This window comes from Kiloniella antarctica, assembly GCF_042682825.1.
GTDB lineage: Bacteria > Pseudomonadota > Alphaproteobacteria > Kiloniellales > Kiloniellaceae > Kiloniella > Kiloniella antarctica.
The window spans coordinates 533,686-558,925 of the sequence record NZ_JBHUII010000004.1; the positions used below are offsets into that span (position 1 = coordinate 533,686).

General features: G+C 45.4%; 29 protein-coding genes. 21 read left to right on the plus strand and 8 right to left on the minus strand.

The features are described from left to right. Positions 1–233 precede the first annotated feature (233 nt). The 7 genes from ACFSKO_RS09525 (at position 234) to ACFSKO_RS09555 (ending at position 6,729) form a co-directional block, all read left to right on the plus strand. Complete coding sequence (locus tag ACFSKO_RS09525) at positions 234–1,439, plus strand: acyl-CoA dehydrogenase family protein (protein ID WP_380250859.1); 1,206 nt, start codon at positions 234–236, stop codon at positions 1,437–1,439. A 3-nt stretch (positions 1,440–1,442) separates the two neighbouring features. Continuing rightward, entirely contained in the window at positions 1,443–2,672 is a 1,230-nt protein-coding gene (locus ACFSKO_RS09530; protein ID WP_380250861.1) for an acyl-CoA dehydrogenase family protein, read from the plus strand. A gap of 13 nt (positions 2,673–2,685) precedes the next feature. Next, positions 2,686–3,516: an enoyl-CoA hydratase-related protein gene (locus ACFSKO_RS09535; protein ID WP_380250863.1), complete on the plus strand. Its 831-nt coding sequence runs from the start codon at positions 2,686–2,688 to the stop codon at positions 3,514–3,516. A gap of 128 nt (positions 3,517–3,644) precedes the next feature. Further along, the gene (locus ACFSKO_RS09540; RefSeq protein WP_380250865.1) at positions 3,645–4,631 is read left to right on the plus strand and encodes an alpha/beta hydrolase family protein; all 987 of its coding nucleotides are present in this window, start codon (positions 3,645–3,647) and stop codon (positions 4,629–4,631) included. A gap of 81 nt (positions 4,632–4,712) precedes the next feature. After that, on the plus strand, positions 4,713–5,336 hold the full coding sequence (gene plsY / locus ACFSKO_RS09545) for a glycerol-3-phosphate 1-O-acyltransferase PlsY (protein ID WP_380250867.1): 624 nt from the start codon (positions 4,713–4,715) through the stop codon (positions 5,334–5,336). Between the two features lie 75 nt (positions 5,337–5,411). Further along, on the plus strand, positions 5,412–5,957 hold the full coding sequence (locus tag ACFSKO_RS09550) for a hypothetical protein (RefSeq protein ID WP_380250869.1): 546 nt from the start codon (positions 5,412–5,414) through the stop codon (positions 5,955–5,957). Positions 5,958–6,129: 172 nt separating this feature from the next. Then, complete coding sequence (locus ACFSKO_RS09555; RefSeq protein ID WP_380250871.1) at positions 6,130–6,729, plus strand: PAS domain-containing protein; 600 nt, start codon at positions 6,130–6,132, stop codon at positions 6,727–6,729. Positions 6,730–6,764: 35 nt separating this feature from the next. On the opposite strand, the gene ACFSKO_RS09560 is transcribed toward ACFSKO_RS09555, so the two are convergent. Then, a complete protein-coding gene (locus tag ACFSKO_RS09560; RefSeq protein WP_380250873.1) occupies positions 6,765–7,646 on the minus strand; it encodes a LysR family transcriptional regulator in 882 nt (293 codons plus the stop codon). A gap of 127 nt (positions 7,647–7,773) precedes the next feature. On the opposite strand from ACFSKO_RS09560, the gene ACFSKO_RS09565 reads away from it, so the two are divergent. From ACFSKO_RS09565 to ACFSKO_RS09585, 5 genes are all read left to right on the plus strand, one after another. Beyond that, the gene (locus tag ACFSKO_RS09565) at positions 7,774–8,322 is read left to right on the plus strand and encodes a cytochrome b (protein ID WP_380250875.1); all 549 of its coding nucleotides are present in this window, start codon (positions 7,774–7,776) and stop codon (positions 8,320–8,322) included. Positions 8,323–8,376: 54 nt separating this feature from the next. After that, positions 8,377–8,982 carry a YceI family protein gene (locus tag ACFSKO_RS09570; RefSeq protein ID WP_380250877.1) on the plus strand — a complete coding sequence of 202 codons (606 nt, stop codon included), beginning with the start codon at positions 8,377–8,379 and terminating at the stop codon, positions 8,980–8,982. A gap of 241 nt (positions 8,983–9,223) precedes the next feature. After that, positions 9,224–9,868 carry a DJ-1/PfpI family protein gene (locus tag ACFSKO_RS09575; RefSeq protein WP_380250879.1) on the plus strand — a complete coding sequence of 215 codons (645 nt, stop codon included), beginning with the start codon at positions 9,224–9,226 and terminating at the stop codon, positions 9,866–9,868. After that, positions 9,865–10,323, plus strand: coding sequence for a MarR family winged helix-turn-helix transcriptional regulator (locus ACFSKO_RS09580; RefSeq protein ID WP_380250881.1), 459 nt, complete (start codon positions 9,865–9,867; stop codon positions 10,321–10,323). The genes ACFSKO_RS09575 and ACFSKO_RS09580 overlap by 4 nt, the downstream gene beginning before the upstream one ends. Positions 10,324–10,520: 197 nt before the next feature. Continuing rightward, on the plus strand, positions 10,521–11,507 hold the full coding sequence (locus tag ACFSKO_RS09585; RefSeq protein ID WP_380250883.1) for an NAD(P)H-dependent flavin oxidoreductase: 987 nt from the start codon (positions 10,521–10,523) through the stop codon (positions 11,505–11,507). A 187-nt stretch (positions 11,508–11,694) separates the two neighbouring features. Here the strand turns inward: ACFSKO_RS09585 and ACFSKO_RS09590 are convergent, their stop codons facing one another. Together ACFSKO_RS09590 and ACFSKO_RS09595 are read right to left on the minus strand one after the other, a co-directional pair. Then, positions 11,695–11,871, minus strand: coding sequence for a DUF1737 domain-containing protein (locus ACFSKO_RS09590; protein ID WP_380250885.1), 177 nt, complete (start codon positions 11,869–11,871; stop codon positions 11,695–11,697). A gap of 186 nt (positions 11,872–12,057) precedes the next feature. Then, on the minus strand, positions 12,058–12,945 hold the full coding sequence (locus tag ACFSKO_RS09595) for a substrate-binding periplasmic protein (protein ID WP_380250887.1): 888 nt from the start codon (positions 12,943–12,945) through the stop codon (positions 12,058–12,060). Between the two features lie 732 nt (positions 12,946–13,677). Here ACFSKO_RS09595 and ACFSKO_RS09600 point away from each other — a divergent pair. Continuing rightward, complete coding sequence (locus ACFSKO_RS09600) at positions 13,678–14,031, plus strand: PAS domain-containing protein (protein WP_380250889.1); 354 nt, start codon at positions 13,678–13,680, stop codon at positions 14,029–14,031. A gap of 48 nt (positions 14,032–14,079) precedes the next feature. Here ACFSKO_RS09600 and ACFSKO_RS09605 read toward each other — a convergent pair whose 3' ends face one another. After that, positions 14,080–14,841, minus strand: a complete 762-nt coding sequence (locus ACFSKO_RS09605; RefSeq protein WP_380250891.1) for a hypothetical protein — start codon at positions 14,839–14,841, stop codon at positions 14,080–14,082. A 317-nt stretch (positions 14,842–15,158) separates the two neighbouring features. Here ACFSKO_RS09605 and ACFSKO_RS09610 point away from each other — a divergent pair, with 317 nt between their 5' ends. The 4 genes from ACFSKO_RS09610 (at position 15,159) to ACFSKO_RS09625 (ending at position 18,329) form a co-directional block, all read left to right on the plus strand. Beyond that, positions 15,159–15,341 (plus strand): sensor histidine kinase, encoded by a 183-nt coding sequence (locus ACFSKO_RS09610; RefSeq protein ID WP_380252253.1) that lies wholly within the window; start codon positions 15,159–15,161, stop codon positions 15,339–15,341. Positions 15,342–15,547: 206 nt separating this feature from the next. Continuing rightward, complete coding sequence (locus tag ACFSKO_RS09615) at positions 15,548–15,874, plus strand: DUF1330 domain-containing protein (RefSeq protein WP_380250893.1); 327 nt, start codon at positions 15,548–15,550, stop codon at positions 15,872–15,874. A 943-nt stretch (positions 15,875–16,817) separates the two neighbouring features. After that, entirely contained in the window at positions 16,818–17,732 is a 915-nt protein-coding gene (locus ACFSKO_RS09620) for a hypothetical protein (protein WP_380250895.1), read from the plus strand. Positions 17,733–18,032: 300 nt separating this feature from the next. After that, positions 18,033–18,329 (plus strand): hypothetical protein, encoded by a 297-nt coding sequence (locus tag ACFSKO_RS09625; RefSeq protein WP_380250897.1) that lies wholly within the window; start codon positions 18,033–18,035, stop codon positions 18,327–18,329. A gap of 152 nt (positions 18,330–18,481) precedes the next feature. Here the strand turns inward: ACFSKO_RS09625 and ACFSKO_RS09630 are convergent, their stop codons facing one another. Continuing rightward, positions 18,482–18,667, minus strand: a complete 186-nt coding sequence (locus ACFSKO_RS09630) for a hypothetical protein (protein ID WP_380250899.1) — start codon at positions 18,665–18,667, stop codon at positions 18,482–18,484. 444 nt (positions 18,668–19,111) lie between these two features. Continuing rightward, positions 19,112–19,255: a hypothetical protein gene (locus ACFSKO_RS09635; RefSeq protein ID WP_380250901.1), complete on the minus strand. Its 144-nt coding sequence runs from the start codon at positions 19,253–19,255 to the stop codon at positions 19,112–19,114. Positions 19,256–19,443: 188 nt separating this feature from the next. Here ACFSKO_RS09635 and ACFSKO_RS09640 point away from each other — a divergent pair, with 188 nt between their 5' ends. Next, positions 19,444–20,361, plus strand: coding sequence for a sterol desaturase family protein (locus ACFSKO_RS09640; RefSeq protein WP_380250903.1), 918 nt, complete (start codon positions 19,444–19,446; stop codon positions 20,359–20,361). 123 nt (positions 20,362–20,484) lie between these two features. On the opposite strand, the gene ACFSKO_RS09645 is transcribed toward ACFSKO_RS09640, so the two are convergent. After that, positions 20,485–21,033: a PAS domain-containing protein gene (locus ACFSKO_RS09645; RefSeq protein ID WP_380250905.1), complete on the minus strand. Its 549-nt coding sequence runs from the start codon at positions 21,031–21,033 to the stop codon at positions 20,485–20,487. A gap of 323 nt (positions 21,034–21,356) precedes the next feature. Between ACFSKO_RS09645 and ACFSKO_RS09650 the strand changes: the two genes are divergently transcribed. Together ACFSKO_RS09650 and ACFSKO_RS09655 are read left to right on the plus strand one after the other, a co-directional pair. Then, a complete protein-coding gene (locus ACFSKO_RS09650; RefSeq protein WP_380250907.1) occupies positions 21,357–22,088 on the plus strand; it encodes a TSUP family transporter in 732 nt (243 codons plus the stop codon). Positions 22,089–22,155: 67 nt separating this feature from the next. Continuing rightward, positions 22,156–22,698 (plus strand): histidine phosphatase family protein, encoded by a 543-nt coding sequence (locus ACFSKO_RS09655; protein ID WP_380250909.1) that lies wholly within the window; start codon positions 22,156–22,158, stop codon positions 22,696–22,698. Positions 22,699–22,727: 29 nt separating this feature from the next. Here ACFSKO_RS09655 and ACFSKO_RS09660 read toward each other — a convergent pair whose 3' ends face one another. Then, positions 22,728–23,633, minus strand: coding sequence for a LysR substrate-binding domain-containing protein (locus ACFSKO_RS09660; protein WP_380250911.1), 906 nt, complete (start codon positions 23,631–23,633; stop codon positions 22,728–22,730). Between the two features lie 178 nt (positions 23,634–23,811). Here ACFSKO_RS09660 and ACFSKO_RS09665 point away from each other — a divergent pair, with 178 nt between their 5' ends. Next, positions 23,812–25,008, plus strand: coding sequence for an aminotransferase class V-fold PLP-dependent enzyme (locus ACFSKO_RS09665; protein ID WP_380250913.1), 1,197 nt, complete (start codon positions 23,812–23,814; stop codon positions 25,006–25,008). Positions 25,009–25,240 lie beyond the last annotated feature (232 nt).

The following is a 25,240-nucleotide window of genomic DNA, read 5'->3' on the forward strand; positions in this document are numbered from 1 at the left end:
AAAGAATAAAATTGAGACCCAAACACGAATAATTACCCCCATGCGCAGCCTTAACACGCATCTTACCCACAATATTGGTAGTATTTTTTGTACTGTTTTTGTCGAATAACGTACAATTACGACTGTAAATATATGGTTGTCTTTTTGAATTAGATAAGCATAAGCGACGATGATCGAACACTCCCCAAGAGAGGGATTACGACGAGGACTGAGCAGGAAATGGGATACGTGCGATGGATATGAAATTTAACGCTCAGGCCGAAGAGTTTCGGGCGAAGGTTCGGCTCTTTGTCCAGGACAATTTACCTGACGATATCCGGATGAAAGTATCCGAAGAAGAAATGATCCTGCCGCGCGAGATGATGCAACGCTGGCACCACGCGCTTTATAAACAAGGATGGGGCTGTCCCTCTTGGCCGAAAGAACATGGCGGCGCGGGCTGGAGTGACGAGCAACATTATCTGTTTGAGCGCGAAATCGCCCTCTGCGATGCGCCGCGACCTATTCCCTATGGCGTTGTCATGCTCGCGCCCTGTTTGATTGAATATGGCAGCAAGGCGCAACAGGAAAAGTTCCTGCCCGGCATCCTCACCGGGGAACAGCTTTGGTGTCAGGGTTTTTCTGAACCCAATGCAGGATCAGACCTTGCCTCGCTCAAATGCAAAGCCGAGCTTGCCACAGATGATAGTGGTGATCACTACGTCATCAACGGGTCCAAGACCTGGACCAGCGACGCCCATGTGGCCGATTGGATGTTTGGCCTGTTTCGCACCGACAGTTCGGGACGCAAGCAACAGGGCATTACCTTCTTGATGATCGACATGAAATCCGAAGGCGTCACCATCAGCCCGCTAGAAAACTATGAAGGCACCCACGAGGTTAATCAGGTCTTTTTTGATAATGTCCGCGTACCTGTGGACAACCGGGTTGGCATCGAGAACGAAGGATGGGGGGTTGCCAAGTACCTGTTGGGGTTAGAGCGTTTTGGCACCGCCGAAGTCGGGCGCTCCCTCGCCAGTCTTGGACGCCTCAAAACCCTGGCACAGACAGTGTCTGTCGGATCTGGATCCCTGCTTGATGATAGTGATTTCATGAACGAAGTCGCACGGGCAGAGATCGCCTTGCGCGCGCTGGAAGTTACGGAACAACGGTTCCTGTTTGGCCCCGGTGGATCGCAATCAATGGGGGCCGAGGCCTCTATGTTGAAAGTTCGGGGCACGGAAATCCAACAGGATATTCTGGAACTGGCCCATCAGGCGCTGGGCTACCACGCCCATGCGCAGATAGATGTGATCTCGACAGAAAGCGCGTACAATCCTGCTGCGATTGCTCCAAAAGCCATAGCAAAGGCCCATTACAATTTCCGCAAGACCTCGATCTATGCCGGGTCCAACGAGATCCAGAAAACCATCATCGCCAAAGCCGTATTGGGATTATAGGACATGAACTTTACCTTTAGCGAAGAGCAAAACCTGTTCCGGGATTCCATCCGCCGTTATCTGGAAGAAACCTATCCCTTTGAAAACCGCGCCAAAACTTTGCAACACCCCAATGGTTATTCAGAAGAGCTTTGGCAGAGCCTTGCCGAGCTTGGCTGGCTCGCCCTGCCCTTTGCCGAAGAATACGACGGCCTTGGTGGCAGTGCGATTGACAGCATGATCGTGATGGAGGAAATCGGGCGCGCACTTTTGGTCAGCCCTATTCTCTCAACCGTTCTGCTCAGCGGGCAACTAATTGCCAATGCAGGAACTGAAAGTCAAAAATACGATCTGATCCCTCAAATTGGCGCGGGTAAGCTAAAGCTGGCGCTCGCCTTTGCCGAACCTGACGCGGGTTATGATCTTGCTCAAGTTGCGACCTCTGCCACAAAAGAAGGCAACGGCTATCGCCTAAACGGGGCCAAATGCGTGGTCTTTAACGCGCAATCCGCCGATATCATTATCGTGGTGGCCCGCACTTCTGGCCATGCCAATGCCCAAGAAGGCCTAAGCCTGTTTCTGCTTGATCCCACCATGGATGGCTTAAACCTCAAAAACTATCGCACCCACGATGGCGGTTGTGCCAGTGACATCATACTGGATGATCTGTTTTTACCAGACAAAGCCCTGCTCGGTGACATCGGCATGGCATACCCGCACCTGCAAAGGGTCGTCGATCAGGCCGCTGTCGCGCTCTGCGCCGAAGCCTCTGGCGCAATGTGGGCAATATGCGAACAGTCTGGGGCTTATTTTAAAACCAGAGAACAGTTCGGGCAGAATCTCGGGTCGTTTCAAGCGCTGCAACACCGCCTTGTTGATGTTTATATGAAATGCCAGCTCAGTCAATCACTGGTATATGACGCCGTCTGTGCCCTGGATGATCAAGACCTCCCTAAAGGCCAAAATGATTTTTTAAAAAACGCAGACGGCGTCACAAAAACATGCGCGAATAAGACATTGGCGCAAAAGGTATCCCAAAAAGTATCCGCCGCAAAATATCATGTCGGCATGGATGCACGATCTGTCGGGCAGGAAGGCATCCAATTTCACGGTGGTATGGGGATGATGACAGAGCTTCCCATCGGCCATTATTACAAACGCATCACTATGATTAACGCCACCTTTGGCGATCCGCGCTATCACTTAAAACGCTATCGTGACCTGATGTACCAACCCATAAATTCTGCTGCCTGAGGGGGAAACAACCATGAAAAATAATACTGAAGAATGGGTCCAAACCAAAGCACATGGGCGTGTGCTTGAGATCATCCTCAACCGCCCCCCGGCAAATGCGATCAACCGCGCCATGAGCCGGGCAATCTATGCGGCATTGCGCGAGTTACAAGACAACCCTGACTATTCCGTTGGTATTATCCGCGGCACGGGCGAGCGGATTTTCTGTGCGGGATGGGATCTCAAGGAAACGGCCGGCGAAGGTGGTATTGATCTCGACCTTGAAAACGATCCCGTGCACGGTCACGGCCCCGGTGGTTTTGCAGGTATCACAGAGTTTCACGACCTGACCAAGCCTGTGATCGCGGCGGTCAATGGCGCAGCGGTCGGCGGCGGGTTTGAGATTGTGCTTGCCTGCGATGTTGTGCTCATGGCTGATCATGCCTTTTTTAGCCTGCCTGAAATGCAGCGCGGTATCCTGCCCGATGGTGGCGCAGTGCAAAAGCTCCCGCATATGATTCCGCCCAACGTCGCCAAGGAAATGTTCCTCACCGGGCGCGTAATGGACGCCGCTGAAGCCACACGTTGGGGCTTGGTTCACAAGGCAGTTCCTGTTGCCGATCTTGAAACCCAAGCCATGAACATGGCACAGGAAATCGCCAAAGGTGCGCCCCTTGCCTTGCAAGCGCTTAAGGAAGTCCTTGGCTACATGGATGGGTTAACCGTGAAACAATCAATGGCTCAGGTCAAACCCGGCGGCGATGCCGATTGCCCGATATACCAAAAAATGATTACTTCCCAAGACGCCATCGAAGGCATCACCGCCTTTGCCCAAAAACGCGATCCGGTTTGGAAGGGCAAATAGAAGCAAGTCACAAGAGGAAGTCATTATCTCCCCCCTGTAATATGAAGGGGAGAACACCTTCTTTCTACTTGAAAAGAAAAAACATTTATATAGCGTAACCCAATGACTACAACCTTTAAGGGAAGCACATGTATTCCGTTGGATATGCTGAAGGTAACGACGTCGACATCTCGAGAGAGCATTGGCGCGAGAACAGGCCACGCCCTCTGGCATGGGCATCATGGTATCCAGCCGATGGCCGTGACAAGGAAACGCCTTCTCCGCAACCTACAATTACCAAAGACGCCCAGCTAAGTACTCAGCAGGTTAAGTTTCCCGTCGTTCTATTATCTCATGGCACCGGAGGTCGCGCGCAAGGATTGAGCTGGCTTGGCACCCGGCTCGCAGAACAGGGGTTTATATCTATTGCCGTATCACATCATGGAAACAATTGTACGGAACCCTATTTAGCAGAAGGCTTCCTATGCTGGTGGGAACGCGCTCGGGATCTGAGTACCGTTATCGACCTGCTGACCTGTCGGGAACCCTTTGTTGATCGCCTTGATACATCAGCCATTTCCGCAGTTGGGTTTTCGCTTGGTGGCTATACCGTCCTATCCCTGCTCGGCGCTTTGACGAATTACGATCTCTTTAAAGATTGGCTCGCAAGCAAGCAGCTAAAAGATACCGGCCCCAAAGAATTTCCCAACCTGTCCCAAGCCATCCCAGAATTAATGGAACAGTCGAAAAAATTCCGCCAATCCATGGAACGGCAAGGGGTATCTTATAGAGATCATCGTATAAAATCGGCGGTTGCTTTAGCACCTGCTCCGACCATCCGGGCCTTTGAACCTGCCTCGCTCAAATCAATCTCAGTCTCTGTGGGGATCATGGTGGGACAGGATGATAAAGAAGCCGCCCATCAAGACTGCGCTGTCTGGTTAAAAGAACAAAACCCGAGGATGACACTGGAACTACTTGAAAAGAACGTCGGACACTATGTGTTTTTGCCAGAAGCAACACCACTGGATTTGGTGAATGAACCAGATATTTTCCGTGATCCGGAAGGCGTAAATCGACGCGATATTCATGATCGGGCAACCCGGTTTGTCCTTGCCACAATCTCGTCCCCTTAGTCCGTGGCTCCCAAACAGATGCCCTCTGTATTGATAGCACGACAAAAGAACACTAGAGTACCTTGCCATGGGGGAACACTAATGATTGATATTCTAAAGATTTTAACTGCTTTGTCTTCCGGCTACCTTTTGGGCAGCCTGAATACCGCGGTGATTGTCGGGAGAATATACGGCACCGACATCAGAAACCATGGCAGCAAATCCGCAGGGCTTACCAATACATTACGGGTCCTTGGAAAACCCGCTGCCGGGCTTGTTCTTGCCGGGGATATCTTAAAAGGGATCATTGCCTGTCTGATCGGTATCCAGCTCGGCGTTTATGTTTATGCCGGGGAAACCACAAGTAACTTAGGTCTTTTGGCTGCAGGCGCAGGCGCGGTTATGGGACATAACTGGCCGATTTATTTCGGCTTTAAAGGTGGTAAAGGTGCCCTGACAGCCGCCGCAGTCATGTTTATGTTTAACTGGGTCATGGCCCTGATAAGCCTTGGATTTTTCGTAACAATCGTTGCGCTAACCCGTTATGTTTCTTTAGGCACAATATCTGCCACCGTGTTTTTTGTGGCAATTTCATTTATACCAGCGTTTGGAAATACCCTATATTTTTATATCGTAGCGAGCCTGATGGCCTTTATGGTTATTTTCAAACATCGGGAGAATATTCAAAGGCTGCTTTCTGGGTCTGAGAATAAACTTACCCTTTAATTTTTTGATTTTTCTCGCCCCCCCCCTTTCTCCAGATCATATTTTGTCACGACAAACTGACATTAAGGACCGATAATGCTATTAAGAACACTCTTGATTTCCTGTTTTTTGATTTTACCCGGATGTGTCGCAAGTGAGCAGAACCCTGGTGATCAAAATTATGTTGTGACAGCCGATAGTCTCTGGGATACGCCAGAGGAAAGCCTTTTGGAAAAAGGCCTCGAACCCTTGTCTGGAGAAGTTATTACAAATCTCATCACCAACAAAACCATCGTTGGAGAGTATATCAGCACACCTACAATACCCATCGATGATCGCGCCACCCGTTGGATGGAATACTACCTTGCAGATGGGACCAGCAAATACCGTTCATGTGAGAGCCTCAACACAAATACGAGATGGAACTGTTCCGCAAAATTAAATGGTCATTGGAAGATTTTTGATAACAAACTCTGCCTCAAATACAGAAATTCAAAAAGCTACACACATTGTGTCCGGGTCTATCTTGATGGTGAAGAATATTTATTTGTTGCCACTACAACCAAAGCCGCAGGTTATGTCCGCGGTATTGTTCGAAAAGCAATGGATGGCTTTGTTGAAGAGCCCCCTTTCAATAGCTGACTACGCCCCCATACATGAAAATAAACACATTAGAACAGGCAAGCTGTATGGCTCCCATAACCCTTATTTTATTCAGTAATAAATATTTACCGCGTAATTTTATACGCGTCATGTGTTACTAATGATGTATGTTGATGAAATTAATTCCTGACGACACAATTTCGTAACGGATATGACTTCTAGCAAACCAGCTCATCCCCTTTTTGACCTTTCTGGCCTTGATCCACGGTTAAGAGAGTTTGCTGCGTATTGGTCAGAATTGCCTAAAGACAAGATGATCCCTCATCGGCAAGACTTCCATCCTGAGAAAATTTCTAGACTGCTCCCCAGTATCTCAATCCACGAATACCTCAGACCAGATTACATCCGGTTACGCTTGATCGGTACGGATATTGAGAAAATATATGATCAGCATATGACTGGGAAAAATTATCTCGATTTTATAGCACCATCGGGAAAAATTAAAACTTCCCAAATAATCCATACGGCCTGCACACACCCTGCGGGCATGGTTTTTCACACTAAATCAACAACGAAAAAAGGAACGATTTTAAACCGGGAATCAGTTGCTCTTCCAATGCGCAACAACGAAGGTATTTCCTGCCTGGTTTATTACTGTACAGTCACAACCAACCCAGACTACTATGCCGACCAGAAACTCGACCGTCTTGTTATTACCGATGTATCTATTCACTACATTGATATCGGTGCAGGAATACCAGATATTCAAATTTCAGACCAAATGGTTACAATGTCTAGCTCCCCAAAATAATCAACTGTCCATAAGATAAAAAGCCAAAACTCGCATTACACTTTCTTTACCATAAGCTCCCAAAAGGCTTCGGCAACAGGGCCAAAGGGATGGCTGCGGGTACGGGCCATAAAGGTTTCAACCTCGACCGGGCCAAAGTCGGATGAGCTGAGGGCCACAAGGCGCCCGGTTTTCAGTTCTTCGCATATCATATGCATTGGAAGTCGCCCCCAACCAAGACCAGAGAGGATGATTTGTTTCTTAGTCAGGAAATCATTCACCCGCCAGGGGACAGTCGTTTCCAAAACACCATAATTTTTTTCATCCCGATTACGGCTGCGATCACTGACCACGACCTGCGTACTTCCATCCATATCCACGGTCGTGATTTTGATCGCATTTTGTGCGTACTCTGAAGTATTGGACACAACTGGCATCAAAGAAACGGTTGGTAGTTTGGTAAATAAAGTTGGATCTATGCGATCCCGAAGCGCATCTCCACCTATTGCAATATCCGCCAAATTATCTTCTATCAATTCCAACGGGGCGTTAAAATTTTCCACAAGCAAGGTCAAACGTGTACCGGAAAAACGCTCTCTAACAGTACTTAAGGCATCAAGGACCATTTGCATGTCAATCAATTCACTTACCACAATACGCAGCTCAGGTTCTATGCCTTGCGCATAATGATGCGCGAGATCAGAAATCCCCCTTGTCTGAGATAAAACAGCACGCGCTTTTTGGGCGATGACTTTACCTCTTGTCGTTAACAGAGGGCGATAACCGTCGCGTTCGAACAAACAAATTTGCAGTTCCTGTTCTAAATTTTTAATGGCTATACTGATTGCAGACTGGCTTTTATGCAGGGATTCAGAAGCGGCACGAAATCCACCACAATCAACTACTGCGCAAAGGGCCTTCAACTGATCCAAGGTCATCTTTCAACTCGATCTAAATTTTATATCAATTCTATAAAATAATTATACTTTTTTTAATCATGTTCAACCCGATATTTGATGCTGTAGAGAACGAAACACCAAAACATAAAGAGACCAGAGAAATAACATGATGCGCAATACACAGGATAATTACGGTTGGGCTTCCCGATCCCTGCATTGGCTTGTTGCCTTGGCTGCTACTGGCCTTTTTGGGCTTGGCTTATATATGGTTGAACTCACTTATTATGATGCCAACTACCAAACCTTCCCCCATTGGCATAAGTCGATTGGCATTATCGTCGCAATGATAATGATTACTCGTTTAATGTGGCGCCTGTTCACGATCACCCCTGATCCCGTCGCAGGGGGTAAACCGTGGGAACATAAAGTCGCATCACTGGTTCATTTTATTCTCTATGCACTGCCCTTTGCCCTCATTATTTCAGGTTATCTGATATCAACGGCAGACGGCAGATCGATTTCCGTTTTTGATCTTTTCGAAGTTCCAGCTCTTTTCCCCTCCGTTAAAGGAATGGAAGACATCGCAGGTCTCATACATGAAATCGTCGCATGGTCTTTGGCAAGTTTCGTTGTTCTACACGCACTAGCCGCCCTCAAGCACCACTTTATAGATAAAGACCGCACACTACTTCGCATGATCAAAGGGGCCAACTAAGCAGTAAGCTCTCTTTCGTAAATACGTCCTAATTCAACAAACAGGAAAAACATTATGTTTAAGTCAAAATTTAAAAAAGTAGTAATCGCCTCGATATTATCGCTGGGTATTACAGGTGGTATCGCAGGTAACATCACAACTGCATCCGCAGAGAGCTATACTTTGGACACCAAAGGTGCACATGCCTCCATCCAATTTAAAATCAGTCACCTCGGCTATTCCTGGGTACTGGCCCGCTTCAATAAATTTGAAGGGCAGATGGAATTTGACGCAAGTAAGCCAGAAGCTTCTTCCGTTAATATTACGGTTGATACAGCAAGCTTGGATTCAAATCATGCGGAGCGTGACAAACACTTGCGCAGTGATGATTTCTTTGATGTTTCAAAATTCCCAACAGCAACGTTCGTCAGTACAGGCCTAAAATCCACAGGCGAAAAAACAGCGACGTTAAGTGGTGACCTAACCATTAAAGGTGTAACCAAACCTATTACTATGGACGTAAACTGGATTGGCGGCGGTGATGACCCTTGGGGCAATGTCCGTCAGGGTTTTGAAGGTTCAACTGTTATCCCCGTAGCTGATTACGGTATGCTCAACATGGGTCCAGCCGCTCAGGAAGTTGAGATCCTGGTTTTCTTTGAAGGCGTGCGTAAGAAATAATTTACTCAAGACCTTTATCAAGACGACAAGATTTTACTTCTTAGTCGTTAGACATAACATTACTGAGGAGACATCTGTCTTCTCAGTAATGTTTTAAAGCCCGTCATTTTTGGCGGGCTTTTATTTTAACCCATCTTTACGAAGCTCTATGCTAGATAACCTAAGCATAAAACTCTTCAATTTGACAGCAAGCTCACAACATGTCAGCTTGCTGTCAAATATTAGATAGAGACAAAATCACATGCCCAACCATACCATTCACCTTGCCGTCTATAACACCATGGCCGATTGGGAGGTTGGCTATGTCATGGCCTACATCAACTCACCGGAATTTCAAAAGGTGCCGAACCGATATGAAGTCAAGACGGTAGGCGAGACGCTCGAACCGATTACAACAAAGGGCGGATTGCGTATTTTACCCGACCTTAGTCTTGATATGCTCATTCCAGATAACAGTCGGATGCTGATCTTGCCGGGCGCTGATACCGTAGCAGAAGGCGGTATTGATGCTTTCGCAAAAATGGCCGCCCACTTTCTCAAAGCTTATGTTACCGTGGCCGCCATTTGTGGTGCAACTGCAGCCCTTGCAAAAATAGGGTTATTGGACGCTGTGCCGCACACAAGTAATGCACGAGCATTCCTTGAGATGATGACCAACTACAAAGGCACGGACTATTATCAAGACGTACAAGCCATCACTTCTGGACCAACCTCTACTTCAGGAACACTTATTACAGCAAGCGGAATAGCCCCTGTTGCCTTTGCTGTGGAAATATTTCGCGAACTCGATCTTTACTCCGGCCCAACGCTGGCGGCATGGATAAAGCTCTATCAAAACCAAGACCCAAATGGGTTCTATGAACTTATGGCGGAGCACGCCGCATGAGAGAACAATCACAAGATCAACTCAGCTCTATCGCACTGACCATTTTTGCTCTGAACGGTCAGTTCCTGAAAATCGCCGAAAAACTTTCCCAACCTGCCGGACTAACAGCAACCCGCTGGCAGGTGCTAGGGGCCGTGCTGAATGAACCCCTGACCCAAGCAGAAATAGCCCGCAGGATGGGTATAACCCGGCAAAGTGTCCGCAGAACAAGTGCTCAGCTTGTAGATGATAAGATGGCCTGCTTCATTCCCAACCCTTCACATCGCACCGCCCAATTGCTGCAACCGACAGAGATCGGTTACAGCGCCATAAAAAAAATTAACCCACAGCACGCAGACTTTGCCAAAAAATTAGAGAGGGAACTGGGCACTGAGAAACTGGAAGCTTACACAAAAGCATTGCTAAACCTGCAAGAAGCACTTGATACCTTGGCGCCATCATCGACAGACATCTAATAATAAGTAAGAAAAACCATCACGATAAAACAGGCTTTGTATTCTCTGAATTATACCAGATTCATTTTGCGCAGTAAGAACTCCCCCATTAGGTTTAATCACTAATATTACTTTTATCAGGGTGTGAGAAAGTTGTTCGTAGAATAGCAACGTTGATTTGAGAAAACCACCTTCAGACAATAGCCTTGAGATCAAAAATGACCATAAAATTTAAAACCCGAATAACTGATCTTCTTGGTATTGAACACCCTGTTCTTTGTGGCGGTATGATGCACCTGTCAGATGCGAAATATGTTGCTGCGGTGGCCAATGCCGGGGCCATGGGGTTCATATCTGCCCTCACCTTCCCTGACCCCAAACAGCTTAAAGACGAAATACAGAAATGTCGCGATCTCGCAGGCAACAAAACCTTTGGCGTAAACCTCTATATTTCTCCCCGCGATGATGCCAACTCCAGGCTGGATAATCTGTTGTCAGTTGTACGCGATGAAAATGTTGCCGTTGTTGAAACTGCCGGCGGTAATCCCGGCTTTATCGTCCCCTTAATGAAAGAAGCGGGCATCAAAGTCATTCACAAGGTCCCCGCTGTTCGTTTTGCCCTCTCAGCAGAACGAGCAGGCGTTGATGCAATCATTTTGGTCGGTGCTGAATGTGGTGGCCACCCCGGCTATATGATGGTGGGGTCTATGGTACAAGGCGCTGAAGGACCTCAAAAACTGTCGACCCCCGTCATACTTGGCGGTGGTATCGGACACGGCAGCCAACTGACTGCGGCATTGACGATGGGATGTGAGGGGGTTTTGATGGGAACGCGCATGCTGATATCTGAAGAGATCTGGGCGCACAGGGATTACAAACAACGCATCGTCGAGGGCACAGGGCTGGACAGCGTAGTGGTGCAAACAACCGTAAAAAATCATCACCGCGTCCTGCATAACGAAACATCTGAAGCAGTGTTGGAATTAGAACGCCAAGGTATCAAAGACTACGAGAGTTTCTCCCATCTGCTCAGTGGTTCTTTGGCGTACAAAGCCTATGTCTCTGGTGATACTGACCAAGGGTTGTTGGACTATGGACAAAGTGCGTGTTTTGCCAATGAAATCGCGCCCGTCCAACAAATCATTTCTCAATTTATGGATGAGGCCCTCTGCGCGGCAAATAGGATTCCGACGCTTTTGCGTTAATCGGCCCTAAAAAATAGATTGCAGCTGAAACTAAGATAAACAATACAAAATTTTGAAACCTTATAATCTGAACTTCACACCTCTTCGAACGAAAAAAACTAAACAAAAAAATGAACAAAAAAAACCCCGGATGAAATAAATCCGAGGCCATTTGTTAAGAAAATTATAGTCTGTTATTGAAGAACGATTAGTTAGAAGAACCAGAATCGTGTCTAATCATAGGTTGATAAAAATAGGGGAAACCTTCATCATCTTTACTTATTGTCAGACTTCCTGAAACATCCCATCCCTCGTTGAGCATGGAAGTTACTTTGTCGTTGAGATCTTCTCGACTATGCTCGAGCACCAGTTCATACTTTTTCATTATAATCTCCTTATTCCCTACCAAAATCCAAGAGCGCCACCAAACGGGGCTCTCTCAAGATTGGGACTTTCTTTATATAAAGATCATGCCCGAGAAAGATTAAGAGGATCTGAAAATTTGAAACCCTCATAAACCTATACCTTGAGAGCTTTTCATTTCTCTATAATTAATCGTTAGATCTTCGACCTAACGGCTCGCGACAAAGTTTGGTTTAATCTGAGCATTTTGTTCGCTCCAAACAAGATCCTGTTCGATAATCTCGTCAAGTTTGGTCAAAAGCTCATCAGATAACGATTTATGCCCAACCATAATATGAACTGGACCAAGCTCGATTTGAACATTTTTGTGAGGAACAATCAGACCCTCCAGACCCTCAATTTGAATCCGGGCCTTTCCTGTCTCTTTATCAACCATAAACCCGTCAACACGACCGCCAATCAACAACTGGAAATTTTCACCTCCAACGGTTTTGAACAAGCGTTCGCGAAATTTGGGATTTTCTGACAATTTGTCGAACTCTTCCCCCATATACGCATTCCGGGAAATGCCAAGGCGAAAGTTAGTCCCGATAATATCTTCGAGCTTCGTAAAATGATCATACTTTGTACGACCTGCGTTTATAAAAAGCCAAATCGTTTCTTCACGATAGGCTTTGCTGAAATTAGCATATTGGCGACGCTTCTTTGTATCAGACATCCCCAACAGAACATCAAGATCTCCCTCTTCCAACTGTTTCAACAGCCGTGCCCAAGGTTTTTTAACAAAGACCAGTTCGCAGCCCAACGCACCAAGATATTTCTCAGCAGCGTCGATATCTATTCCCATTGGGTTCGCATCCGCAACAGGACCGACCGGAAAAGCCGGGTTTACCATTTGATAGGGGGGCCAATCGATCCATCCCACCGTCAGACGACCACATGATTCACTTGCATAAGATGTATTACTAAAAAACAGAAGAGACGCAGTTAGTAACCCAAAAACTGCAAAGAATTTTAAAATTCCGATAAATTTGAAAAGCTTGAAAAATTTAAAAATAACGAACGATTTTGCGTTAAACGCTACCTTTCTCGGCATACTGTTACCCCCGTAGCTCAGCCAATCAATCAAGTGTTTTATAGCAATGTATCCAAGCTTCGTGGAAAATGAATGCAAAGCATAAACCTATTCTGTAACGGTTGTTCACAACGCAATTTAATCACGAATTATAGGTACTAAGACTAAACAATGTGTAAAATTGTTCACACAATATCACTGTTAAATCTCTTCAAGGATGCCTCGAAGAAAGTACAAAAACAAGCCGTAAAATTTATGGCAAACGCATATTAATTATATTTTTTTAGTCAGCCCATTGGCAGATAATCGAGAACATCCCCTGAGATATTATTTTAGATAACAATTTAAAACACTTAACACCGAGACCACATTAATTGGAATTTTTGTTATCACAAAATAGTAACAAATCAACAATCTATGATTTAGTTATTAAAATAACGATTCACATAGACCTTATTTACAAGTGAACGATTATTCACGCTCAAAATAGATTGTAAAAATAAAAGTTACCTTTAAAAAAAACAACCATGCAAGTTAGCCTGTGGTCATTATCAACGACGAGGGGTATAAAAGAATTGCGTGACCGGGTATTGAACACTTCTACATCTGGCCTTTGCATCTGATTGATAAACATCTTTAATCGAGATTGGTAAGACTGTGTCTGGAATTTTAATAAACCTGGATGAGAGCATAAAACATCCAGATATCGTTAGATTTTTAAAGCTCTGCGACACTGCGCGTGGAGAGGGGTATATGACCATCCCTCTTATACAATCCCGCCCTTTTGTTAGCTACTGGCCTCACCTCGTCCTTAATAGATGGCATCAGGACAAAAACGATTTCATTTACAGTTTTTGGGGAACAAAACTTACCACCGTCTACGATATGGATCTAACAGGAAAATACATCCTGCGCGGAGAGTTCAAACAAACAGAAGATACCTTTTGGCAAGCCCATATGGATGTCATGACCAATCTCAAACCCTTATATATCCACACCAACATTCACTGGCTTGATAAAGATTTTCAGTTTCTCAACGCCGTTATCATTCCTCTTGAACGTGAAGGCAAGGTATCAGAAACTCTGGCCTACGTTACATTTAAGTAATTTTATAAATATGTGCATAAGCTTAAAATTTGTTCAAAACAACGTGGACTACTCGCTGTTGTAACGACGTTTTAGTTCAAGCATTGATGGCACATGGCCGTTACCCACATTGTACTGTTTGATTGCAAGCGTCAGAGGCAGACGTAAATTCGTATTTCGTATATGCAAGTAATGATACATCGGGATCACAAGCAAAGGCTGGTCTAATCCAACAATAACGTCCGTAAACATATCAGCATGCTGCTCCATAACCCCTAGGAAACTTGCACTATAACGGACCCGTTTTCGGCTGATCAGCTTTAAAAGGGTCGTGTTATCACTGACAGCATAACCACCCTTTGGGCCAAGAGATTTTGTCAAAAACTTATTACCGAGAGGAAAGGCCACGGACGCCCCTTTTTCCATCAACTCAATCAAATGCTCTAGAGTTTGGGGAATTTCGGTTTCATCCCGATGATAGGCAATAATTAAATTTTGAACCATATAAGGTTCTCCAAGTGGGATCAGGTTTGGCAGTGTTATCTCCATCCCGGCAACCCGGGCAAGTTCACTGTCATACTTACCAGCATTGACACTTTTTAAACTACGAGCATTCGGCTCTAGCACCATGTTCAATTCATGACCCAATTGATTATAGAAATATTCCAAATGCTTAAAAGCCGCCGTCGCGTAATCAGACACCGTTGTGGTTGCCACTTCATAGGTTTCAGCCCTGGCATTTGATAATGTGAAAGAAAGAACAAGAAGAACAGAGAGGCAATTGCTTACAAAGGCTCGCGACAACATCACTAAACTGAATAATCTAGTCATACAGCGCCTCTCACTTTACAATCAATGCTAGCGATACCACAATAATAATCAACCTTTACTTGGTAAACTCGCATTAAACACAATAATACTATATCATATGCGTTCAAATTACACTAAAATTACTTAATTCGAAAGTAACGCTCTATTGAGGATAGCGATAAATATTGTACTTTTCTGTTTTACATCCAAGCCTATTCAATTTTCCTCACAATCGATGACTGTGAAATCCAATTTAAAGATAAAAGATCAAGTTCTTAATAAAATTATTAACGGTTTGTCTTAAACTCTAGACGATACGGAGGAAACTTTGGATAAACATATCCGCAAGAGGAACTTGTGGTGAAAAAAGTACAGGGCTAGGACTTCACCTTTGCAAAGACCTCACTGAAAAGCTCAATGGACAAATTACGGTTAAAAGCCAGGAAGGAAAAGGCACCACCTTTTGCATACAGCTACCTCCTTACCAAGCAGAATTAATAGCAGCAGAAGTTATGCACTAACAATCCTATAAGAGAAAATGCAGAAAATATGAACCGTTCTCTCGAAACTGCCATCACTTAGCAAAAGCTATTTCCATCAAAACAGAGTACCATGTGTTCACGTGGATCGTTCCGTATCATCGAGATATCTATTATATTTAAACATGCCTATCCAAAAGCACTGCGCCCCACGTGCTTTTTATATTAGATTTATGGAGGAATAACTCGTGAGTATTTACGTCATCGCCGATATCAAAGTAACAGACAACAGCTGGATCCCGGACTACGCTGCCAATGTACACAATATTGTCCACAAGTTTGGTGGCAAGTACCTTACCCGTACGGGCAACATCACCACTGTTGAGGGTGAACCTATGGACACAACGTTGGTTGCCTTACTTGAATTCCCCGACATCACATCCGTACAAAATTTCGCCGGCAGTGATGAATACGCCCCTTACGCAAAAGCCCGACAAGACGGGTCAGTAAGCCGCCTGCACATACTCGATGCAGTAGATCTCGCCGGGACGATCCCCTACCTTGAAAAGGGTTGAGACCGAAAAGAGCTGAGCTAGAAAAAACCTAAAGAAAAAAGAGTATAGGAGATCGAGCGTATTAAAAAATAAAGTGAAGGCAATCCCCTTATTCACGTCGTTATGAAACAGTAAATACCACGCCTATTTACCTTGATTTATCAGGAGTATCACTTCTTAATCGCCAAATGGATATTAAACCGACCTTAAAGCTCCGGCTTTTGCTTGCTCTCTTTACCGTGTTTATCGGGTCGCATGCTTTTATCATACAGTGGGAAGTTGGCTTTTATATACGTAACCTTATCCGGGTCGATATACTTGGCATTACTTCGATAAATTTGAACCGCTTCACAATCGAATTTTTATTCAAAATTTTGATATCAATGATCATTGGAACATTTGTATTTTCACGATTTCACAATAATTTTAAAATATCCCGTTGGGATAAGACCATGCTTAGCTGTCTTACATTTCTGTTTCTGATAACTTTTGCCAAAATAGGCATATTGCAAATGTTTAGCTCTGGGTCGCCATATTTATTTCAATTAAATAAGACACTCTATTTAACACCAATTTTCTTCATCTGTGGTTTTTATATTTTACCCCGTTATATAACCGGAGATGAGTATAAACCTTGGAAAGCATTTCTTGGCGGGATAAAACTCTGCTCGTTGCTCTTTCTCATTCCTTTAATATACGAAGGCTATCTCTACGAATTTATCGGCTATGTCCTCATAGATTATAATGTTCCCTCCTTTTATTATTCGTATTTACTCGTCTTTCCTATTAGTGGTGTATCCGCATGGGTGGCTCAACTTTATCTCTATCGTCACAGAGAAATGTATTGGAAAAACAACGCTGAAATCTTCTCTTGAGACTCCCCTACTACGGCTCTACCTTGAAATCTGGTCACCGCCCCATAAATCTAATTGGCGTAAAATTATTTTTTTGGGGGTAACCTGTGATGACGAAATTAACCACTTTATCCGATAAAAAACTCGGCATTCTTGCACTTGCAGCAGCAGGAGAGCGTGGGTGGTTCTTTGGCCATGTAGGCGCGGGATTACTGGCACTGGACGCCCTTAAAGAAACCCATACAATCGAAGAACTAACCCCTGCCCTAGATGTTTATCGGGAGAAATCGCTAAAATTTATTGAAGCCAATGGTCGAACAAGTTGGTTGGAAAGCAGTGGGCCTATTATCGAGGGGTGGCGTGGGCTACTTGGGGATTTGGCTGAACCTCTCTTTCAAGAACTGCGCAATTCAGGCCATGGCACTATCTACTTCATGTGGGCGGCACGAGTATTTTTCTCTGCGCCGGAGCTGGCCACCCACGATGTTTTATCTGGGCTTGGCGATCTCTTTAAAGCCGCTCTGGTTAACGACGACAAACGCTACTATGGCATTGCGGATCACTCCCAAGAAAAGATCACCGCTCTCCCAGAAAATTTTACCGCTGATGCCTTGATTAAACGTACATTATTAAACGCAGTACCAACCCTAAAAGACGCAAAAGGCGGGGAACGCACATGGTTCTTCTCTGGTTCAAAAATCCATATCCTCACTTACCTACACGCTGCGTTGGAACTGGGGCGGTTGGGCTATACAGACTGGTCCCAAAAGGGCCTTGAGCTTTGGCATCGCCATGAAACTCTCTATGGTAAAATGCTCGCCAATGCTGAGAGAGACTTTAACGAGCAGGGTTTTGAAGCAATGGGCGATCTGAAACCAAAAACGGATTTTTTTACCACCATCTATCAAGACCCCCACGCCTATAAATACCTCGCCGCAACCGAAGACCTTTTGAAGCTTTACGGCTATAAAGAGACCGATAAACTGCGCGCCCCCATATTAAAAACCTTGAACGTTTTTTCTTAAACGACAAAGGCTTTATCTTTTAGCCCCCAGAAATTTGAGTTTGGGGCATAAAGGCGTTCAAAATTTCACCTCAAGATACCCTTCTCAATACTCAGTATAATATTAGCCCTTTATTCTCAAAGGCATGTCATGAGCAAACTCGTTAAGAATAAAGTGGATGTAAATAAATAACCCTCGACCTATTGCGCTCCAGCTCATTACAATCAACAGGTGCATTGATACTTTTGTTTCTCCAAAATATCACATAGACCCAAATATCACATAGACCCAAATATCACATAGACTAGGGGAGTAATCGTTATGGAAATCATTTCCGAAATTATGCTTTCAGCAACAAGCGTAATCCTCGCCGCTTCGATCCCTATGGTTTTATGGCTCGGGCACCTCAATAGAAGAAGAGCTGATGGTAAAGGCAGTAAGGGAATTGGCTGGCAATTTATTCGCTATACGGTTCTCAGCATAGCTTTCCCGATAGTCGCCATACTCGCGCTCAACGACGCACTGACCAGCGAAGCGGCGACAATTATCGCTGGGGGGCTTGGGTATGCTTTTGGTAAAAAAGACGACGGAGAAAACAAAAGCCAAAGCCAAACGTAATCAGTCTTAAGCATTACTATCTCTAGTATATCCAAAATCAGGCACAAACAGTTGATAATAGAGTTATAATAAAATAACCCCCGGCCGGGAGAGGCCGAGGGTTATTTTATTACGACATCACGGGAGCCTAAACTCAACCGTTTATATCGTCCTTATTGTGGCAGAATGTCCCGCACGATACGTGGATCCAAACCTTCAAGAATTTTTTCCACACGACGTTCATGACGCTTTGCTTTATAAGAGCTGACGAGTTCAGCAACAGTATTCATTACGAAAGCAATAGCTTTTTCCGTACGGAAGGAAACGGGCTGAACTACATTGACAGATACATTTGCCATGGTCTTAAATCCTGAATAAGGGCTCGGTCCCGCAGATCCCGACAGCCGTTGATTTTCTGTTGAATCTTAGGTACGCGCCCCTTGCCGGATCGACAATTGCCAAAATCTCATTCTGGCTATGCAATTATTGCATGCACATATTCCAAAAACACCACCCCTCATCCAAAAGCGTCGCTTGTAGAATAAAACGGCTCAATTTTGGGGTTAAAAAAAATATTTTGTCGCAAGTTGGCTAATAGATCGCTCAAAAATAGCCAAAAAGCCTTTGTCGTGCCTAGAAGAAGGAGCGGCGCTAATTGCACATTTCCATTTTAACACCTTTTTCGACCTACGAATAAAAGGCATAAATAAGAGAATCCAATAACTGCTTTCTATGGTGCGAACTATGGCGCGGAGATCTCTTACTTTTAAAAGGGCCTTTCTTTTGTCATGACAATACTGTTTTCAAGGACGTGCCTTTTTTAATTCACCGAGAAACATCAATGTTTCCATATAACCGAGAAACATCAATGTTTCCATATAACCGAGAAACATCAATGTTTCCATGTAACCGAGAAACATCAATGTTTCCATGTAACCGAGAAACATCAATGTTTCCATGTACGAGAAGAAACTAACTTGGTAAAAAATCCTTATTTTTCATGGTTTATTCGGATACCATATTGTTCAGGTTAGCCCGATGTTTCTTTAACAAAGGCGCTATCAAGATGGACCTGATCAGTTTTTTTAAGTAAACGTTACCAATTAATTAGAACGATGGGGTTAAGTGGGGATATATGTCAGTTGATTTAGGAACAGCTCAAGAGAGTGCCGTCAGGCGCTTGATTGCACGTTTTTCATGGCCAATGCTCTTACTGCTCTGTGTTATGGCAACGGCCTATGGCTTTGCTATTGAGCACCCTGTTGTGGTTTTCAATCTCACCTATCTCACCCTTGCCATTGTCCTTTTTTATCTCGAACGTACCATGCCGTTTGAACGCACATGGCTGGAGAATGACGGACAGACCTTTGCCAACATCGCTCATACCCTCACCAGTAAAGGGCTGGTACAAGGCCTTGTCACCTTTAGCGGCGTTATTGGCATTACCGCCTATATCACACCAATGCAGGGAGAAGGCTACGGTATCTGGCCCCGGGAATGGCCCCTATTCATACAGGTCATCATGACCTTAGTAATCGCAGAGTTTGGACTTTATTGGGCTCATAGAATAGCGCATGAATGGCCCGTATTATGGAAATTCCATGCCATCCATCACTCAGTTACCCGGTTGTGGATCGTCAATACCGGGCGGTTCCATTTTATTGATTCCGTGTTTTCTATCTTGCTCGGTATCAGCCTGCCACTGGCTCTTGGTGCGCCGCTAGAGGCCATAACTTGGCTCAGCGCCATCACCGCCTATATTGGTATGCTCACCCACTGTAATGTGGATATGCGTTTTGGCGTTCTGTCGTGGGTGTTCAATACACCAGGACTGCACCGCTGGCATCACAGTAAGAAAATCAGTGAGGGTAATAAAAATTACGGGGAAAATCTTGTCATCTGGGATCAGGTCTTTCGCACATGGATCAACCCGGATCGTCGTCCCCCTGCCAACATCGGCATTATGGAGAAAATGCCTGCTGGTTTCATCGCCCAACTGGCTTGGCCCTTTAAGCAAATACGATCGCAGATTAAGCGTAAAGACAACTCATAAACATCATACCCGGCTTGTTCTCCAAAAGTACTGAACAAAAGTCGGGCCTAATTCTCAGTTTTCGGGTTTCCGGTTTAATGGCTCACGCTTAAGGCCCCCGCCTTAAGGAGAAGCGCTTAAGTCTTAATCTTTGAAATCAGAGATTCCCGCGCCAATATCAATAAAATCACGACGCATGACAGTTATATTTTCAAGTAAATCGGGATCTTGAAAAATCTCTTCTTTTTCCGGTTTGATCTCATTGCTCTGACACATCGCAATAGGATGTTCGCTCATGTCATTTTTCATAGGTAGCATCAGAACTTCAAGAAACTTTTTGTGCCCAGATGCCATTCCGTGATTAGAAACCACCCGCATGCCACAAGGATGATCAACCACAGCAAAAAAGGATTGCCCTGCTTTCACTTTCCGTTCAGCAGACACATAATCAAGATAGTTTTTCCCGGTGGGATCAAGCCCCATACGCTCGCGCACAGCCGTTCCTGCCAAACGGAAGTTAATAAAGGTTGGCGAAATCACCTCGTAGATAATCAACGTAGGGAGAATTTGTGGAATTTTTTCTGGTAAGAAGCTACTGCGCAAGGGCAACACACCGTCTCTGGGCAGGCTGGACCAATAGTCAAACAACGCCTGACTGCGAGGATGATATAAATCTATAATTGGCGTCCCCAATCGGATAAAAAATAACCAAACTCAATACTCGAACAATCATACCATTATATGATAATAATTAAAGCCAAGATAACAGCCATATACTAAACTCCCGCATCTTAAATAATTATGTATCTCACACCCAACTACAGTTACATATAATCGACACCTAAATACGAACACTAATTCCCACCATTGAGTGAAATCGAGAGCCCCACTAGAATACCTAAGACTTAAAGAAGTAACTTCCATCCCAACTGCCCTCTCAATTTCACCTGCTGCAAACGTAACAAGCACCTCTTAACGACGCCACTTAGCGCATTAGGTCAACAGGAATGTGGTTTATGGAAGTATTGATCTATTTACTCATCGGGATGTCTTCCTTCTTTTTTGTCCTGGTCCCTGTATCCGGGGGCATTATCCTTAACCCTTTGTTATCTCTAATCATTGAACCTCACGTCGCTATTAGTTTGACGGTTTTTTTCTTTACAATTAACAGCAGCATCAAAGCGACCATTTTCCGTCGGGACATCGTTTGGAAGTACGTATTTTTAATGTTACCGCTTTCTGCCGCCACCGCTGTGATAGGCACCTTTGTTATCGGCGTGGTCCCAGAGGTAATGCTCTATGTGATGATGCTTTTGATGACACTGTTTTTTGCGTTAAAAAAAATCACACCTTCTCTTTTCAAAAAAAAACAATCAGGTCACAAGCAACGCGCCGGTTTTATGCTCACAAGTACGATGTCGGGTTTCATGCAGGGCACCGGGCTTGGCGGCGGTGGATCACTTAGAAAAGTATATTTCCTGTCTGAGAACCTCACCTTGCAACAAATGCACGGCACGACCTCGACCTTGAGTGTTGTGCTCGGTACGGTATCAACCATAATACGATTACAAACGGATCAGGTAACTTTGGAAGTTTTAACGCCGATCCTTTACCTCATTCCCATCATGATCATTTCGACCATCTTTGGGAAAAAGGTCTTGCTCAAACTAAGTGAACGGACTTCCGATATCATTATCAAGTTCACGTTGGTTCTCACCATCGCCTTCTTGAGCCTAAAATTATTGTAAAATTAGTCCCCAGAATGTTAAATTTTACGGGATAAATTTTACGACCTCCTCTTGTGTGAGTTACCCGATGCCAATTTACCTTATCCGTCATGGACAATCTGAATTTAACGCCGTGGCAAAAGACGGCATTGATCCCCTGATTTACGATGCGCCCTTGACCGCGTTGGGACGCGCGCAAGCCGATGAAGCACGAGAGAAAGTAAGGGATCTTGGTATTGAGCAGGTCATTTGCTCGCCGCTCACCCGCGCTGTTCAAACCGCCTTGCGCATTTTCGAGGACACCGTTCCGATCACGGTCGAGGCCCATCACCGAGAAATGGTGTGCAACAGTTGTGATGTCGGGCGTCATCCACGGGTTCTTACCCAAGCCTTTCCAATGCTAAACTTTGATCATTTGGATGATCACTGGTGGCACAGAGGGCCGGAAAACGAGCACGGCGTACCTCATGAACCTCTGGATATTTTTCACGCGCGGGTCCGTGCATTCACCCCAATACTAGAGGCCGCAACAACCCGCCCCCTCGCCATCGTCGGCCACGGCCTGTTTTTCGAAGCCATGCTCGGCCGCATGCTCAACAACTGCGAAATCGCGCAATTCATTCAGGAATGATAAGTCCCGCAGAAAATGCTTCACCTCAGCTAACGTTGAGAACCACATTCTGCCGCAGATTTTATCAACCAGTCGCGAAAGGCTTTGACGTGGGGTAAAACGGCCCTGCCAGGTTCGCTGACCAGATAGTGCGCGCCAATTGGCAAGGGATCGCAGGCAACGGCGGGGATCAGGCTTCCCATGTCCAATTCGTTGTGGATATAGGCCAGATTGGCCAAGGCAATACCGTGTCCTGCAACGGCGGCTTGAATGGCGGTGTCATCGTGTTCAAAGCGCAGGGCGGTATCGAGGTTGATTTTGGCATCGTCAAGCTTGCCCGCCCAACTGCGCCAATCGCGCCCGGTTGGCTCGTTGAAGATAATGCGTTTGTGCTCCAGATCCTGCGGGCGAAAGGCTGCGCCATACTTTAAAAAATTTGGGGCACACACGGGTAACAACCATTCCACCATAAAGCGCTCGGCCCCCTCGGGCACCCGCACCTGATTTTCATAAGGGTCGCCCAATAGATAAATAATTGAGGCATCAAAGCGCTTAACCGGAGACAATTCCGGATAGCTTACCGCCTGTAGATTGACCGGATGATTGGGGTGCAGGGCTTCGTAATGCGAAAGCCTTGGCATCAACCAGCGAATAGCAAAACTGGTTGTCACCGACAGGGTAAATTGTGGCACCACACCGCGAAGTTCTTCGGCGATCTGGCTGATCTGCAACAGGGCATTATCGGTCACGGCGTGGAGCCGCTGCCCAGCGTCCGTAAGCTGTACGCCCCTGTGGACCCGCATAAATAGAGCCGATCCGATATACTCTTCCAGCACTTTGATCTGGCGACTGATCGCGCCTTCGGTAACATGAAGCTCTTTGGCGGCCCGCTTAAAACTCATGTGAGTGGCAGCGGCAGTAAAGTGTCGAACGGCTGTAAGCGGCGGAAGTTTCATAAGTTCTAAATATCTTCCTTAAATAACATTAGAATATTTGAGTTTCTATTTCGTCATAGACATTACAATTTGTAAAGCGAACCTTGCCCTAAAATCGTTTGTCCTGCCTTGAGAAAACATGATTTAAAAGAGATCCGAAACTCAACCTCTCTTTATCGCATCCCCAAAGGTCAACCACATGAACATCGATTTACAGAAAATATTCACCGACACCCCGGGTAAGAAAACCTGTGTTCACCTGAATAACTGTGGGTCTTCTCTCATGCCACAGTCCGTATTAGATGCGCAGGTTGACCACCTCAAACTCGAAGCTGCCATTGGCGGTTACGAAGCGGCAAACAAACGTCGGGACGCGATTGAAGGTGTTTATGACAGCGTTGCTCGCTTGATTAATTGTCACCGCGATGAAGTTGCCGTGGTTGAAAATGCGACTGTGGGTTGGGCAATGGCCTTTTATGCCATCCCCTTCAAAGCAGGTGATCGCATCCTCACTGTTGAGGCAGAATACGCTTCCAACTACGTGGCTTACTTACAATTGGCCAAGCAAAAAGGTGTCGAGATCACTGTGATCCCAAGCGATGATAAGGGTCAGACATCCCTATGCGCACTGGAAGAGTTAATCGATGATCGGGTCAAATTAATTTCCGTCACCCACGTCCCAACCAACTCGGGCCTCGTAAACCCTGTTGAAGCCATTGGTGCCATTGCCCGCAAACACAATATTCTCTATCTGGTCGACGCCTGTCAGTCTGCAGGACAGATGCCCCTGGATGTGGAGAAAATCCAGTGTGATATCCTCACAGCAACAGCGCGAAAATTCCTCCGTGGACCGCGCGGCGTTGGATTTTTGTATGTGCGCTCATCCATATTGGATCAACTTCACCCGCCGATGATCGACCTTTATTCTGCAAGCTGGACCAGTCCAAACGAATACGTTCTTCGCCCCGATGCCCGGCGCTTTGAAAACTGGGAAAACAACTACGCCGCCAAACTCGGCCTGGGGGCCTGTGTTGATTATGCGCTTGAAGTGGGCCTAGACAACATCAAGACGCGCATTGATGAACTGGCAAGCCACCTTCGGGAAAACCTTGCAAAAATCAAACGGGTAAAACTCCATACCTTTGGTGCAGCCCATAACGCCCCTCAACAATGTGGTATTGTCACCTTCTCTATCGACGACATTAAGTCGCTGGACGCTGTTACTGAAATTCTGTCTCGGGGTGTCAATGTCAGCGGTTCGTCCCCCAGCAGCACCTTGATCGATGCCACCAATAACAACCTTCCTATTTTAATCAGATCATCAGTTCACTATTTCAACGATCACGATGAAATCGATAAATTTCTACAAATAATCAAAGATATTGCAGCGAGTTAAGTCCGCTCTCTAACCCTGGATAGAATTGAGAGGGCATCAGATAAATTCCAGATATCCCCTCTGGTAAAATAGATACAATCGGTGCTCTCTCCTAAAATCACTCTAAAAGATTCTCAAAAATTTATTCTCACTTATCATACTGATATAAAATACTTATTTTTAAAAATATGAATGGTTTCATAAAAATGAAACGTTTCATATTGACAAAAAACCATCCCCGAGTGTTCAATAT